Annotated in this window: 12 protein-coding genes; 9 read left to right on the top strand and 3 right to left on the bottom strand. The window is 61.4% G+C overall.

Features of this window, described 5'->3' with window-relative positions; translation table 11 throughout:
- Positions 1-121 precede the first annotated feature (121 nt).
- The 4 genes from CCGE525_RS08815 to CCGE525_RS08830 are packed head-to-tail and all read left to right on the top strand — an operon-like array spanning position 122 to position 3,768.
- Entirely contained in the window at positions 122-598 is a 477-nt protein-coding gene (locus CCGE525_RS08815; RefSeq protein ID WP_120703930.1) for a MarR family winged helix-turn-helix transcriptional regulator, read from the top strand.
- Positions 595-2,667, top strand: coding sequence for an FUSC family protein (locus CCGE525_RS08820; RefSeq protein WP_120703931.1), 2,073 nt, complete (start codon positions 595-597; stop codon positions 2,665-2,667). The genes CCGE525_RS08815 and CCGE525_RS08820 overlap by 4 nt, the downstream gene beginning before the upstream one ends.
- Before the next feature lie 4 nt (positions 2,668-2,671).
- Positions 2,672-2,881: a DUF1656 domain-containing protein gene (locus CCGE525_RS08825; RefSeq protein WP_092844950.1), complete on the top strand. Its 210-nt coding sequence runs from the start codon at positions 2,672-2,674 to the stop codon at positions 2,879-2,881.
- The gene (locus CCGE525_RS08830; protein WP_120703932.1) at positions 2,878-3,768 is read left to right on the top strand and encodes an efflux RND transporter periplasmic adaptor subunit; all 891 of its coding nucleotides are present in this window, start codon (positions 2,878-2,880) and stop codon (positions 3,766-3,768) included. The genes CCGE525_RS08825 and CCGE525_RS08830 overlap by 4 nt, the downstream gene beginning before the upstream one ends.
- A gap of 31 nt (positions 3,769-3,799) precedes the next feature.
- Here CCGE525_RS08830 and msrQ read toward each other — a convergent pair whose 3' ends face one another.
- Positions 3,800-4,456 (bottom strand): protein-methionine-sulfoxide reductase heme-binding subunit MsrQ, encoded by a 657-nt coding sequence (gene msrQ, locus CCGE525_RS08835; protein WP_120703933.1) that lies wholly within the window; start codon positions 4,454-4,456, stop codon positions 3,800-3,802.
- On the bottom strand, positions 4,453-5,400 hold the full coding sequence (gene msrP / locus CCGE525_RS08840) for a protein-methionine-sulfoxide reductase catalytic subunit MsrP (RefSeq protein ID WP_120703934.1): 948 nt from the start codon (positions 5,398-5,400) through the stop codon (positions 4,453-4,455). The genes msrQ and msrP overlap by 4 nt, the downstream gene beginning before the upstream one ends.
- A gap of 343 nt (positions 5,401-5,743) precedes the next feature.
- Here msrP and ilvD point away from each other — a divergent pair, with 343 nt between their 5' ends.
- The 3 genes from ilvD to CCGE525_RS08855 all read left to right on the top strand — a co-directional run bounded on the left by ilvD (position 5,744) and on the right by CCGE525_RS08855 (position 10,378).
- Positions 5,744-7,582 carry a dihydroxy-acid dehydratase gene (gene ilvD / locus CCGE525_RS08845; protein ID WP_120703935.1) on the top strand — a complete coding sequence of 613 codons (1,839 nt, stop codon included), beginning with the start codon at positions 5,744-5,746 and terminating at the stop codon, positions 7,580-7,582.
- Between the two features lie 290 nt (positions 7,583-7,872).
- Entirely contained in the window at positions 7,873-9,153 is a 1,281-nt protein-coding gene (locus CCGE525_RS08850) for an IS4 family transposase (RefSeq protein ID WP_245472019.1), read from the top strand.
- A gap of 109 nt (positions 9,154-9,262) precedes the next feature.
- Positions 9,263-10,378 (top strand): ISAs1 family transposase, encoded by a 1,116-nt coding sequence (locus CCGE525_RS08855; protein ID WP_120702965.1) that lies wholly within the window; start codon positions 9,263-9,265, stop codon positions 10,376-10,378.
- A gap of 61 nt (positions 10,379-10,439) precedes the next feature.
- Here the strand turns inward: CCGE525_RS08855 and CCGE525_RS08860 are convergent, their stop codons facing one another.
- Complete coding sequence (locus CCGE525_RS08860) at positions 10,440-10,787, bottom strand: lysozyme inhibitor LprI family protein (protein WP_120706333.1); 348 nt, start codon at positions 10,785-10,787, stop codon at positions 10,440-10,442.
- Between the two features lie 175 nt (positions 10,788-10,962).
- Between CCGE525_RS08860 and CCGE525_RS08865 the strand changes: the two genes are divergently transcribed.
- A complete protein-coding gene (locus tag CCGE525_RS08865; RefSeq protein ID WP_120703936.1) occupies positions 10,963-12,366 on the top strand; it encodes a DegQ family serine endoprotease in 1,404 nt (467 codons plus the stop codon).
- Positions 12,363-13,679, top strand: a complete 1,317-nt coding sequence (locus CCGE525_RS08870; RefSeq protein WP_120703937.1) for a replication-associated recombination protein A — start codon at positions 12,363-12,365, stop codon at positions 13,677-13,679. The genes CCGE525_RS08865 and CCGE525_RS08870 overlap by 4 nt, the downstream gene beginning before the upstream one ends.
- Positions 13,680-13,696: the final 17 nt, after the last annotated feature.

The following is a 13,696-nucleotide window of genomic DNA, read 5'->3' on the forward strand; positions in this document are numbered from 1 at the left end:
TTCGCGTCAGCTGCAGCTTTAAGAGGCCGCCGGCAGAACGCATAGCTGCAATTCGCAATTCGGATATCAATTCGTATAATAATAATTTGAATCCTAATTAGTTTAGTGCTAATAGGTTCCCATGAAATCGTTAAACGCTCTGCAACGTATCTTCACCGCCAACTTGCTGACGACCGGCCGCCAATGGCGCCGGGTTGTCGATCTTGAGCTGAGTTCCTATGGCATATCGGAAGCCGCCGCTGCGCCGCTGCTTTGGATCGGCCGTCTGGGAGGAGGCGTGCGCCAGGTGGTTCTCGCCACCCATGTCGGCATCGAAGGCCCGTCTCTGGTCCGGCTGCTCGATCAGTTAGAGAACATGGATCTTGTCGTCCGCAAGGATGATCCGACGGATCGGCGCGCCAAAGGCTTGTGGCTCACGGCCGAAGGCGAGGTGCTTGCCTCTCGCATGGAGGACGCGCTCGACGCGCTGCGCGGCAATATCCTCGCCAATGTCGACCAGGCGGATATCGAAGCTGCCATCCGTGTCCTGAAGGCCTTCGAGGAATTCGAGGCGCCGAAGGCGGCCGACTCCGAGCAGGAGCGGGAGAAGGTCTTATGAGCATTCCCACCTGGCGCGACTGGCTGTTTTCGGTCAAAGCCTTCATCGCGGCTATCATGGCGCTGTTCATAGCGCTGTCTCTGGACCTGCCGCGTCCCTACTGGGCGATGGCTGCCGTCTACGTGGTCGCCAATCCTCTTGCCGGCGCAACCAGCTCCAAGGGGCTCTACCGCGCGCTCGGCACACTCATCGGCGCTTCTGCATCGGTGATTCTCGTCCCGCTCTTCGTCAATGCGCCGGAATTGCTTTCCGTCGTCGTTGCGCTCTGGACCGGGACACTGCTGTTCATCTCGATGCTCGACCGCACCTCGCGCAGCTATGTCTTCATGCTTGCCGGCTATACGCTGCCGCTGATCGCGCTCCCGGCCGTCGGCTCGCCTGAAACCATATTCGACGTTGCGCTCGCCCGTTCCGAGGAGATCATCATCGGCATCGTCTGTGCAAGTGTTGTCAGCGCCATTGTTTTCCCAAGTAGCGTCGGCACCGTCCTGGGTCGGCGTATCAGCTCCTGGCTCGATGACGCCGGCACCTGGGCGGATGAGATCCTGCGCGGCGAGGGCGCTTCTCCGGCAACTCCATTGAAGCGGCAGAAGCTGGCTTCCGACGTCACCGGTCTCGATCTCGTTATCAGCCAGCTCAAATATGATGCAGGCAGCCGCGACATCGTCCGGCATTCCCGTGAGCTGCGCGGCCGTCTGTTGATGTTGCTGCCGCTCTTCTCGTCCCTTGCCGATCGACTGCATGCGCTGAAGGCTGGTGAAAAGCCACTGCCGCAGGAGCTGATCACTGTACTGAACGATGTGGCCGACTGGCTCGGGCAGGGCGGCCGCAGCAAGGCTGACGATACCGCCGACACCCTCTCCCAGAAGATCGAGGAATTGCAGCAGAATGACATTGATCTCGGCTGGGACGATCTCGTCCGGTCGAGCGCTCTTGCTCGCCTGAAGGAAATCGTCGATCTCTGGCAGGATTGCCTGACGCTGCGCAACCAGATCGTCTCTGGGCAGCAGGTTGGCACCTGGCGTCCCGCTTTTCGTCACCGCGACGTCGTCGGTCACATCAGGCACTATGATTATGGGTTGCTTGCCTTCTCGGCTGGTACAGCCGTCGTCGGTATCGCGGTTGCCTGCTTCTTCTGGATTTATTCCGGATGGGCGGATGGCGCAGGCTTTGTCAGCATGGCAGCGGTTGCCTGCTCGTTTTTCGCCGCGCTCGATCGGCCCGCACCCTTCATTACCTCGATGTTCATCTGGTGTGCCGTGAGCCTGGCCATCGCCTGCGTCTACATCTTCGGCATATTGCCATCCATCTCCGGCTTCGAGATGCTGGTGCTGGTCTTTGCGCCGCCCTTCCTTGTGATGGGCCTGTTAATCCCGCGGCCGCAGACCAATATGCTCGCCATGCTGCTGACGGTGAACGGCGCAAGCTTTATCGCGTTGCAGGATCGCTATACGGCCGATTTTACCAGCTTCGCAAATAGTGCGGTCGCAGCCTTGGCGGGCGTGGGCTTCGCTTTGGTCTGGACCTTGCTCACTCGTCCGTTCGGCGCCGAATTGGCCGCCTGGCGGCTGGTGCGGGCCGGCTGGACCGATCTAGCCGAAACCGCGGCCGGCATCCGCCGCGCCGATCACGAGCGCCTGTCCGGCCGCATTCTGGATCGCCTGGGCCAGCTCGTGCCTCGGCTCGCAGCTATTGAAGACCGCGAACTGAAGAAGGTCGACGGTTTTGCCGATGTCCGTCTCGGCTTCAACGTGCTGATGCTGCAGAAGGAGCGTGGCCAGTTGAAGCCGGCTGCTGCCGCATCCATCAGCGAAGTTCTGATCGGCGTATCGGATTTCTATCGCGCGAAGCTGAAGGCCAAGCGCGGGGTGGATCCCTCAGACGCATTGCGCGCATCGATCGACGGTAGCCTCGAAGCGGTCGCTCAGGAAAAGCGGCACGCCGGCCGGGCGAGCCTCGATGCGCTTGTTGGCCTTCGCCGGGCGCTCTTCCCCCATGCCGAACCGCCGGCGAGCTGGCTGCCGCCGGTATCGGATACCACTCAACCTCTTCCCATTGCCGCCGAGTAATACTATGCCCGCAGAATTCGATCTTTATGGCGTTTATATCCCGCGCCTTCTCGTTCTCATGCTCGTGACGCTGTTTGCCGTCATCATCCTCAGGCGCCTGCTGGCATGGATCGGAGCCTACACTCTGGTCTGGCATCGCGGTCTTTTCGATCTCGCGCTTTATGTCCTGCTGCTCGGCGCTGTCTCCTCTGTCTCTCGTTGGTATTTCACATGAATACGTTGAAACTTATCGGCCGTGTGGCCGTCACTCTCATTTTCGTTGCCGCCGCCGTCTATGTCGGCCGTCAGCTTTGGGGCCACTATATGGACGAGCCGTGGACGCGTGACGCCCGCCTGCGAGCCGACGTCGTCGGCATCGCGCCCGATGTTTCCGGCCCAGTCAGCGAAGTCCTGGTAAAGGACAATCAGATCGTCAAGAAGGGTGATGTTTTGTTCCGTGTCGATCGTGATCGTTTCACGATTGCCCTGGCCCAGGCCGACGCAGCGCTCCAGGGCGCCCAAGCGGCGCTCGAACAGGCTCGCCGTGAAAACGAGCGACAGCAGCGTCTCGGCAATGCCGGCTCGGCCCAGCAGAAGGAGCAGGCGCAAACCGCCGAAGAACAGGCCCAGGCTGCCCTTGGCCAGGCGACGGCCAATCGCGCTCTTGCTCAGCTCAACCTCGACCGCTCAGAGATAAAGGCGACCGTAAATGGCAGTGTTTCCAACCTTACTCTCCGTCCGGGCGACTATGTCACCGCGGGCGCAGCGAAGGTCGCGCTGATCGACACTGACTCCCTGCGGGTCGAGGGCTATTTCGAGGAAACCAAGCTGCCGCGCATCCAGATCGGTGATGAGGTGTCGATCCGTCTGATTGGGCAGGCGGAAAAGCTGACGGGCCATGTGGAGAGCATCGCCACCGGCATCGAAGACCGCGAGCGTACCTCAGGCAGCTTGCTCGCCAACATCACCCCGACCTTCAGTTGGGTTCGTCTGGCGCAGCGTGTGCCCGTGCGCATCGCTCTCGACAGGGTACCCGACGGTACGAAGCTGATCGCCGGCCTGACCGCGACTGTAGAGGTGCAGGAGCCGGGACAGGCCAAGATCGCCAGCGCTGCGGAATGATCATCGCTTGAAAAGAGCAGGGCGGCCGAACTCAGGCCGCCTTGGAGCGGGCAACGGCGGTTGGTTTCCGCGCTGCCCTGCGCTTTTCCATCATGATCGGGCGGTAAGACCGATAAAGGATCATGGCGATCAGCAGGCCGATATAGATATATTGCTCCACTGACAGAACCTTGGTCGACAGTGCGAAATGCAACGCGCCGCAGGCGGCGATGATATAGACCAGCCGGTGCAGCCATATCCATCTCTTGCCGAGGCGTTTGATCGAAAAGTTGTTGGAGGTCACGGCCAGCGCCAGCAGCATCACTAGCCCGGCCATGCCGAACATGATGAAGGGCCGCTTCAGCACATCGTCGATGACTGCCTGCACATCGAGCGCCTGGTCGAGGACCATATAGACCGTCAGATGCATCAGCGCGTAGTAGAAGCAAAGCAGGCCGAGCGCCCGGCGGTAGCGCAGGTAGTTCCAGCCGAACAGATCGCGCGCCGGAGTAACGGCAAGCGTCAGGAGCAGGAAGCGGATCGCCCACAGGCCGAGGAACAGCTCGAAGGTTTTCACGGCATCGGCGCCGAGTTGGTCCGTGGCGCCAAGATAGAACTCCCATGCCGCCGGCACCAGGCCGACGACATAAAGCGCCCAGACGGAAGCCGGCTGCCAGCGCTTGGGCAGAGCGAGGGAAAAGGCCATCAGAAATTCGCCCTCAGGTCCATGCCGGCATAGAGGCTCGCCACCTGATCGGCATAGCCGTTGAAGGGCAGGGTGGGATGGCGGTTCGCACCGAAGAAGCCTCCTTCACCGATGCGGCGTTCGGTCGCCTGGCTCCAGCGCGGATGATCGACCGCCGGATTGACGTTGGCATAGAAGCCGTATTCCTGGCTATTGGTCGCCTGCCAGGTGTTCAGCGGCTGCTTGTCGGTGAGGGTGATTCGCACGATCGACTTGATGCCTTTGAAGCCGTATTTCCACGGGACGACGAGGCGGATCGGCGCGCCATTCGCGTTCGGCAGCGTCTCGCCATAGAGACCGACAGCCAGCAGCGTCAGCGGGTTGCGCGCTTCATCGAGGCGCAGGCCTTCGACATAGGGCCAGTTCAGCGACTGGAAGACGCCGGACTGCCCAGGCATCTCCTCAGGCCGCACCACCGTCTCGAAGGCGACGAATTTGGCGCTGCCAAGCGGTTCCACCTTGTCGAGCAGCGCAGAAAGAGGAAAGCCGTCCCAGGGGATAACCATCGACCAGGCTTCGACGCAGCGCATGCGGTAGACGCGCTCCTCCGGCGGAAATTCCTTAATCAGCGCATCGATGTCGAATGCGCCTGGTTTGCCGACCATGCCGTCGACCTTGACAGTCCAGGGCCGCGGCTTGAAGTTGCCCGAAAGCTTCGCCGGATCGGCCTTGTCGAGACCGAATTCGTAGAAATTGTTGTAGGTGGTGACGTCCTTGATCGGCGTCAGCTTCTCGTTGACCGTATAGTTGCTCTTGGTGGCGTTCAACGTATCGGCAAAGGCGCTCTTCCCGCCGGCGATTGCAATACCGGCGCCAGCCGCAGCCATGAGGAACTCCCGGCGCCTCAGATAGACCGAGCGTGGCGTGATCTCGGAGGAGGCGATCTTCGGCGGGCGATAGGAAGGCATTGCGGGTATCCCTTTCTACGATTGTAGAGATGTAACGACCTCTACGCAGGAGAAGCACGATTTGTTACCGTCTTACGACGTTATTTCTGTTGGACGGAAACCAAATTTTTGTGTGCGTTCGTGATGGAATGAACCGCCTCCCGCATTGTCTACGTCACTTGGCTAATGATCTGGCCGGAGACCTCGTTGCCTTGCAGCGTACCGGATTCGGCCTAGGTGATAGTGACAGTCCGGTGCTATTGGATTACGACAATTCCAAAAAGCAGGAATGTCGGCGCTCTCTTCGGCGCAAAGCCCTGGTCGGCCGGCGCCTCACAATTTCCAAGACGACGAGGAAGACACCATGCCAGCTTATCGTTCCAGAACAACGACCCACGGCCGCAATATGGCGGGCGCGCGCGGCCTTTGGCGCGCGACGGGTATGAAGGACAGCGATTTCGGCAAGCCTATCATTGCGGTGGTCAACTCCTTTACCCAATTCGTGCCTGGCCACGTCCACCTCAAAGATCTCGGCCAGCTCGTGGCGCGCGAAATCGAAGCGGCCGGCGGCGTTGCCAAGGAATTCAACACCATCGCCGTCGACGACGGCATCGCGATGGGCCATGACGGCATGCTCTATTCGTTGCCCTCGCGCGAACTGATCGCCGACAGCGTCGAATATATGGTCAACGCCCATTGCGCCGACGCCATGGTCTGCATCTCCAATTGCGACAAGATCACCCCCGGCATGCTGATGGCCTCGCTGCGCCTGAACATCCCGACTGTCTTCGTCTCCGGCGGCCCGATGGAGGCCGGCAAGGTGGTCCTGCATGGCAAGAAGCACGCGCTCGATCTCGTCGACGCCATGGTTGCAGCTGCCGACGACAAGATCAGCGATGAAGATGTTCAGGTCATCGAACGCTCGGCCTGTCCGACCTGCGGCTCCTGCTCGGGCATGTTCACGGCCAATTCGATGAACTGCTTGACCGAGGCTCTCGGCCTGTCGCTGCCGGGCAACGGCTCGACGCTCGCCACCCACGCGGACCGCAAGCGCCTCTTCGTCGAAGCAGGCCATCTGATCGTCGATCTCGCCCGCCGCTACTACGAGCAGGAGGATGCTTCTGTCCTGCCGCGCACCGTCGCTTCGAAGCAGGCGTTCGAGAACGCCATGGCGCTCGATATCGCCATGGGCGGATCCACCAACACGGTTCTGCATATTCTGGCGGCTGCGCATGAGGGCGAGGTCGATTTCACCATGGCCGACATCGACGCGCTGTCGCGCCGCGTGCCCTGCCTGTCGAAAGTCGCCCCGGCCAAGAGCGACGTGCATATGGAAGACGTGCATCGCGCCGGCGGCATCATGTCGATCCTCGGCGAACTCGACAAGGGCGGCCTGATCAACCGGGATTGCCCGACCGTCCACGCCGAGACGCTTGGTGATGCCATCGATCGCTGGGACATCACCCGCACCAATAGCGAGAGCGTGCGCGAATTCTTCCGCGCTGCACCTGGCGGTATTCCGACCCAGGTTGCTTTCAGCCAGAATGCCCGTTGGGAAGAACTCGACACCGACCGTCAGAACGGTGTCATCCGCAGCGTCGAGCATCCCTTCTCCAAGGATGGCGGTCTTGCCGTTCTCAAGGGCAACCTGGCGCTGGATGGCAGCATCGTAAAGACGGCCGGCGTCGATGAATCGATCCTGAAATTCTCCGGCCCGGCCAGGGTCTTCGAAAGCCAGGACGCATCCGTCAAGGCCATCCTCAGCAACGAGGTCAAGGCCGGCGACGTCGTCGTCATCCGCTACGAAGGCCCGAAGGGCGGCCCCGGCATGCAGGAAATGCTTTATCCGACCAGTTATCTGAAGTCGAAGGGTCTCGGCAAAGCCTGCGCGCTGATCACCGACGGCCGTTTCTCCGGCGGCACCTCGGGCCTTTCCATCGGCCACGTCTCGCCGGAAGCGGCAAACGGCGGCACGATCGGTCTGGTGCGTGAAGGCGACATGATCGATATCGACATCCCCAACCGCATCATCAGCCTGCGCATCGACGACAAGGAGCTCGCTGCTCGCCGCGAAGCCCAGAACGCCAAGGGTTGGCATCCGGCAGAACAGCGCAAGCGCAACGTCACCACGGCGCTGAAGGCCTATGCAGCCTTTGCGACCAGTGCCGACCGAGGTGCCGTCAGAGATCTGGGCGGGAAGTAATCAAACACCTTCTCCCCGCAGTGCGGGGAGAAGGTGGACTTGAACGGTCGAGCAGAGCGAGACCGTGAGAGGACGGATGAGGGGCCTTCTCGAATTCAACCGCGACGGCAGAGTTTGCCGGAGCCGCGGTAGCCCCTCACCCTAGCCCTCTCCCCGAGGGGCTATGGCATTCACACATTTAGAATTGCCTATGGAGTGGAGTTCTGATTCTTCTGCAAAAAGCAGGAGAATTAAGCGATGGGTGATTTGAGCCTGGGACGGTTTGGCGACCGTCGCTTGGAAAAAGGGGGGTGTTCTTGCTGGAGCGCCTTGTTGAGACGGCTGGCCAGGGGATGCGGGTGCGCAAGCTCGGCGGCAATCGGGCTGGAGAGATCCGCTTGAGCCGGTTTTTGCGCAATGATGCGGTTGATCCGCAGGCGATGATCGATGCGGCGGCGTTGCGCACGGCCAGCCGTTGCGCGGATCGGCATATCTTGGCCATTCAGGATACGACGGTGGTGCGCTCCGGCGGCGGTGGCGGTCTTTACCTGCATGCGATGATCGGGGTCGATGCGGATGATGGCGCGATCATCGGCGCGATCCATGGGCAGTTTTTAAGCCGCGACAAAGGCAAGCGCGGCACGCAGCGCGCGCGTCCGATCGAGGAGAAGGAAAGCTATCGCTGGCTGGAGGGCGCCGACCGCGCCGCGCAGGTTTGCGCGGCCGCGCGCCACATCACCGTCATCGCCGACCGCGAAAGCGATATCTACGAGGCCTTCACCCGACGGCCCGCCAATGTCGATCTCGTCATCCGGATGGCTTGGGATCGCAGCTTCGGTAAGGACCAGCCGTCGCTGTTGGCCATGGCGGACGCCTTGCCGGTTGCGGCAAGCCTGGCCTTCACGCTGCCGGCCAAGCCGGGCCGCAAAGAGCGCGACGCGCAGTTGGCGATCCGCTTCAGTGCGGTGACATTGCCGCGCCCGAAGAATGGCATCTACAACAACGTCCCGGATGGTGTGCGCCTCTTTCTGGTGGATGTGCGCGAGAGCGCACCGCCGCCGGGCGAGACGCCGATCCATTGGCGGCTGCTGACAACCTACGAGGTGTCGGATGCAGGCCAGGCGGCGGCGGTCATCGCCCTTTATCGCCGCCGCTGGGCAATCGAGCAATTGTTCCGCACCCTGAAGACGCAGGGCTTTGATATCGAAGCCCTGCGCATCGAGGACGAGGTGCCGCTGAGCAATCTAGTGATGGCCGCCTTCGTCGCGGCCGTGATTGTGCAGCAACTGGTGCATTCGCGCGACGGCGCTCCTCCGGGCGGCGCCTTGCGCCCCATCGAAGACGCCTTCGAGCCGAGCGACCGGCCGCTTCTGGAAGCCTTCAGCGCCAAGCTGGAGGGCACGACCGCCAGACAGAAGAACCCTCATCCCAAAGGCTCGCTGGCCTATGCCGCCTGGGTCTGCGCCCGCCTCGGCGGTTGGACCGGCTACTACGGCAAGCCGGGCCCAATCGTCATGCTCGACGGCTGGCAACAGTTCCAAGCAGCCAAGCGCGGCGTATCCCTTCTCCTCTCCGCTTGCGACTATGTGTGAATCTAATAGCCCCGCGTGCGGGGCAGGGGAATCGCATATGAGGAAGTTGTGGCGTTTGGTGAGGAATTGGATTCTGTAGGTTCTCCAGAAGTTGGTCTGGAGAGATTGCATGCGAGGCTTGCAGGATCTGTTTTGCGAATTGCCGGATGGTCGGGCAGCGAATGCCCGGCATTCTTTGGCTGATGTGTTGCTGATAGCCTTTGCTGCCATGTTGTGCGGGGCGGAAAGTTGCGTGGACTTTGCCGCCTTTGGCCGCGACAAGCAGGATGTGCTGAGCGAATTTCTGCAGTTGGATCATGGCGTTCCCAGTCACGACACATTTAGCCGGACGTTTCGTCTGCTGGAGCCTGCGGCATTCGAGGTGGTGTTTCGTCGCTTCATGACGGCCTTTGCCGCCGCGCTTGCCCATGCGCAAGGGGATCAGGACGAAAGACTGCCGGTGCTGGCGATTGACGGCAAATCGCTGCGCGGAGCGGTCGAGGCTGCTGGCAGCACGACGCCGCTGCATTTGGTGACGGTCTGGAGTGCCGAGCAACGGCTGGTTCTGGGCCAACGCCTGGCCGCCGGCCGCAGTGAAGTGACGGCGGCGCGTGAGATCATCGCCCTGTTAGATCTGGCCGGCAGCATCGTTACCGCCGACGCCTTGCATGGCAGTCGCCGGACGGCGCAAGCCATCCGGGCACGCAGTGGCGATTATGCCCTGATGATCAAAGGCAATCGCGGTCCGCTTCATCGGGCCGCGGCAGCCTTGTTCGCCAATGTCGAGCCGGCTGCCGCCGCAAGCCCGCACACATCCGCCGCGCACGGCCGGGTGGAAGAGCGTCGCGCCTGGGTCCGGGCGGTCCCGGATTGGGCCGAGACCTATCGCTTCGACGGCTTGGTCGCCATGGCCAGGATTGATGCGCGCCGCCTCGTCAACGGGCAGGAAGAACGCCAGACGCGATATGTCGCCCTATCGTGCCTGCTTCATCCCGACGAGGTCCTCAGGGTGGTGCGGGCTCATTGGTCCATCGAAAACAGCCAGCATTGGATTCTCGACGTCGCCTTCGGCGAAGATCGTATCCACACACGAAACGATCACACTGCGCAGAACCTCGCCATCCTCCGCCGTCTCGCCCTCAACCTGCTGCGATCCGATCCAACGAAGGACTCCATCCGCCTCAAAGTCAAAAAGGCGGGATGGAACAACTCCTTCCTCAAATCTCTCCTCGCTCAAATGCGATAGCCCTGCGTGCGGGGAGAGGGGACGACTGCGCAAGGGGCCTGCCGGTCCATGAAATGCGCTGCTACAACGGCCGATTGATCCGCTTATACGTCTCATCCAGCGCTTTCAGCCGTTCTTCATAAGCCCCCTTGATGCAGGCGGCATCCGCGCCACATGCCTGTCGCTTCTTCAGCCAGGCCGTCTGCTCGTCCTGCAACGTCCCGCGCGAGCCCATGGCGAGGAGACCAGAGAGCAGATCGAATGTCGTCACCATCTTCACGTCGGCATCATTAAGCACTCTATGATCGCAGATCGTCTTCTCGTCCGGTTGAAGGTTCTGCGCATCGCAATTGAAGCTCGCAGCCTGGGATGTGTTGGCCGCCGTGAGAGATGTGAGAAGAAAGATTGCCGCAAGGCTGTTTGATCGCATGATTTTGCTCCATTTGCCGGTTTCCGAAGCGAAATGCGCGATCACGTGCTTTTGTTCATCTCATCTGTTTTTCGTACGCGCCGACGACCATGTATGGTTCATGCTTCCGCCCTCTTTTCTTTCTAGCGTCGGGCGCTACAACGTTGTTTCAAGAGCATTAAAAAAGGAAAATTCCATGCAGGTCCTGCTGAAGCGCACCGCCGTTTCGATGATCGCCCTCATCATGACGATGCCGCTTTCCGCTGAGGCGCAGACCGCGAAGTCGGTGCCGCAGAGCCAGATGCAAATGCAGCTTTCATTCGCGCCGCTGGTCAAGCAGACGGCCGGCGCCGTGGTCAATGTCTATGCTGAGCGGCAGGTGCAGCAGCGGTCGCCCTTTGCAGGTGATCCCTTCTTCGAACAATTCTTCGGCCAGCGCATGCCGAATCGCACGGAGAAGCAGGCTTCGCTCGGTTCCGGCGTCATTGTCGAAGCGAACGGCACGGTCATCACCAACAATCACGTCATCGACGGCGCCGACGACATCAAGATCGCGCTGTCCGACGGCCGCGAGTTCCCCTGCAAGGTCGTGCTGAAGGATGATCGAGTCGATCTCGCTGTCTTGAAGATCCAATCCAAGAACGAGAGTTTCCCGATCCTGCCGATCGGCAATTCCGATGCCGTCGAAGTGGGCGATCTCGTGCTGGCGATCGGCAATCCCTTCGGCGTCGGCCAGACGGTGACGAGCGGCATAGTGTCGGCGCTGGCCCGCAACCAGGTGAAGAACGAAGTCGGCTTCTTCATCCAGACCGATGCCTCGATCAATCCCGGCAACTCCGGCGGTGCTTTGGCGAATATGTCGGGCGAACTGATCGGCCTCAACACGGCCATCTTTTCCCAGGGCGGTGGCTCCAACGGCATCGGCTTCGCCATCCCCGCCAACTTGGTCAAGGTGTTTCTCGCTGCCGCCGATCGCGGCGACAAGACCTTCGGTCGCCCCTATATCGGCGCCTCTTTCGAACCGGTGACATCAGACGTTGCCGAGGCGCTCGGCCTCGACAAGGTGCGCGGTGCGCTGGTGACCAAGGTGGTTGATGGCGGGCCGGCGGCGAAGGCCGGCCTGAAGGCCGGCGAGGTCGTTACGGCCGTCAACAATATCCCGGTCGAGCATCCGGACGCGCTTGGTTACCGTCTGACGACTGCCGGTCTCGGCGCCACCGTTGATTTGACCGTTCTGGACAACGGCAAAGAACTGCACGACAGCATGATGCTCGCGGCGGCACCTGAATCCACTCCGCGGGATGAGAAGCTGATTCAAGGCAATAATCCCTTCTCGGGCGCGACCGTCGCCAACCTCTCGCCGCGCGTCGCCGACGAGCTGCATTTGCCGACGGATTCGAGCGGCGTCGTCGTCGAGAACCTGAAAGCGGATTCGCCAGCCGATCGGCTTGGATTTGCGCCGAAAGATATCGTTATTTCCATCAACGGCGTCAACATCACCTCGACGGACGTGCTGCAGCAGGCCGTCAACGGCAATCCCAGCTTCTGGCGCGTCGAAATCGAGCGCGACGGTCAGCGCATCCGGCAGTTCTTCCGATGAGTGATGACCTATTTGCACCGCGGATACCGGAGGAGGTCGCCAATAGGCGGCCTCTTGCCGATCGTCTGCGGCCGCAAACCTTGGCCGATGTCACTGGTCAGCCACATCTGACCGGCGAGGACGGCGCGCTGCGGCGGATGATCGATTCCGGCTCGCTCGGTTCGATGATTTTCTGGGGGCCGCCCGGTACCGGCAAGACGACGGTGGCGCGGCTATTGTCGGGCGAGGCAGGTCTGGCCTTCGAACAGATCTCGGCAATCTTCTCCGGCGTCGCCGATCTGAAGAAGGTGTTCGAAGCTGCGCGCTTGCGCCGGATGGACGGCCGTCAGACGCTGCTGTTCGTCGATGAGATCCATCGCTTCAACCGCGCCCAGCAGGATAGCTTCCTGCCAGTCATGGAGGACGGTACCGTCATTCTGGTCGGCGCCACCACTGAGAACCCGTCCTTCGAGCTCAACGCCGCTCTTCTGTCCCGTGCACGCGTCCTGACCTTTCGCTCTCATGACGAGGAAAGTCTGGAGGAACTGCTGCGCCGCGCCGAGAAGGTGGAAGGCCGGCCGCTGCCATTGACCGAGGATGCCCGCGCCAGCCTGATCCGCATGGCTGACGGCGATGGCCGCTCGGTCCTGACGCTGGCTGAAGAGGTCTGGCGCGCCGCGCGCAAGGACGAGCTCTTTGATCCCGATGCGCTGATCAAGATCGTGCAGCGCCGCGCGCCGGTCTACGACAAGGCACAGGACGGCCATTACAATCTGATTTCGGCTCTGCACAAGTCGGTGCGCGGCTCCGACCCTGATGCGGCGCTCTATTATCTTGCCCGCATGTTCGATGCCGGCGAAGACCCGCTTTATCTCGGAAGGCGGCTGGTGAGAATGGCGGTGGAAGATATCGGGCTCGCCGATCCGCAGGCGCTGGTCATCTGCAACGCCGCCAAAGATGCCTATAATTATCTGGGGTCACCGGAAGGTGAATTGGCGCTCGCCGAGGCTTGCGTCTATCTCGCCACCGCCCCGAAGTCGAACGCTGTCTACACCGCCTTCAAGGCCGCGACGCAAGCGGCCAAACAGAACGGCTCGCTGTTGCCGCCCAAGCATATCCTCAATGCGCCAACGAAGCTGATGCGCACGGAAGGATATGGCGACGGTTACCGTTATGATCACGACGAGCCGGATGCCTTTTCAGGCCAGAATTATTTTCCGGAGAAGATGGGTCGCCAGACCTTCTACGATCCGCCGGAGCGCGGTTTCGAGCGCGAAATCCGCAAGCGGCTGGACTGGTGGTCGAAACTGCGCAAGGAGCGTGGTGAGCGGTAAGCTGACGTCACCGGCTG

Origin of the sequence: Rhizobium jaguaris (genome assembly GCF_003627755.1) — a bacterium.
Classification (GTDB): Bacteria; Pseudomonadota; Alphaproteobacteria; order Rhizobiales; family Rhizobiaceae; genus Rhizobium; species Rhizobium jaguaris.

Excerpts from the sequence above, each read along its gene's own strand:
- CCGE525_RS08815 (WP_120703930.1), top strand. The coding sequence starts at position 122 with ATGAAATCGTTAAACGCTCTGCAACGTATCTTCACCGCCAACTTGCTG.
- CCGE525_RS08820 (WP_120703931.1), top strand. The coding sequence starts at position 595 with ATGAGCATTCCCACCTGGCGCGACTGGCTGTTTTCGGTCAAAGCCTTC.
- CCGE525_RS08825 (WP_092844950.1), top strand. The coding sequence starts at position 2,672 with ATGCCCGCAGAATTCGATCTTTATGGCGTTTATATCCCGCGCCTTCTC.
- CCGE525_RS08830 (WP_120703932.1), top strand. The coding sequence starts at position 2,878 with ATGAATACGTTGAAACTTATCGGCCGTGTGGCCGTCACTCTCATTTTC.
- msrP (WP_120703934.1), bottom strand. The coding sequence starts at position 5,400 with ATGCCTTCCTATCGCCCGCCGAAGATCGCCTCCTCCGAGATCACGCCA.
- ilvD (WP_120703935.1), top strand. The coding sequence starts at position 5,744 with ATGCCAGCTTATCGTTCCAGAACAACGACCCACGGCCGCAATATGGCG.
- CCGE525_RS08855 (WP_120702965.1), top strand. The coding sequence starts at position 9,263 with ATGCGAGGCTTGCAGGATCTGTTTTGCGAATTGCCGGATGGTCGGGCA.
- CCGE525_RS08860 (WP_120706333.1), bottom strand. The coding sequence starts at position 10,787 with ATGCGATCAAACAGCCTTGCGGCAATCTTTCTTCTCACATCTCTCACG.
- CCGE525_RS08865 (WP_120703936.1), top strand. The coding sequence starts at position 10,963 with ATGCAGGTCCTGCTGAAGCGCACCGCCGTTTCGATGATCGCCCTCATC.
- CCGE525_RS08870 (WP_120703937.1), top strand. The coding sequence starts at position 12,363 with ATGAGTGATGACCTATTTGCACCGCGGATACCGGAGGAGGTCGCCAAT.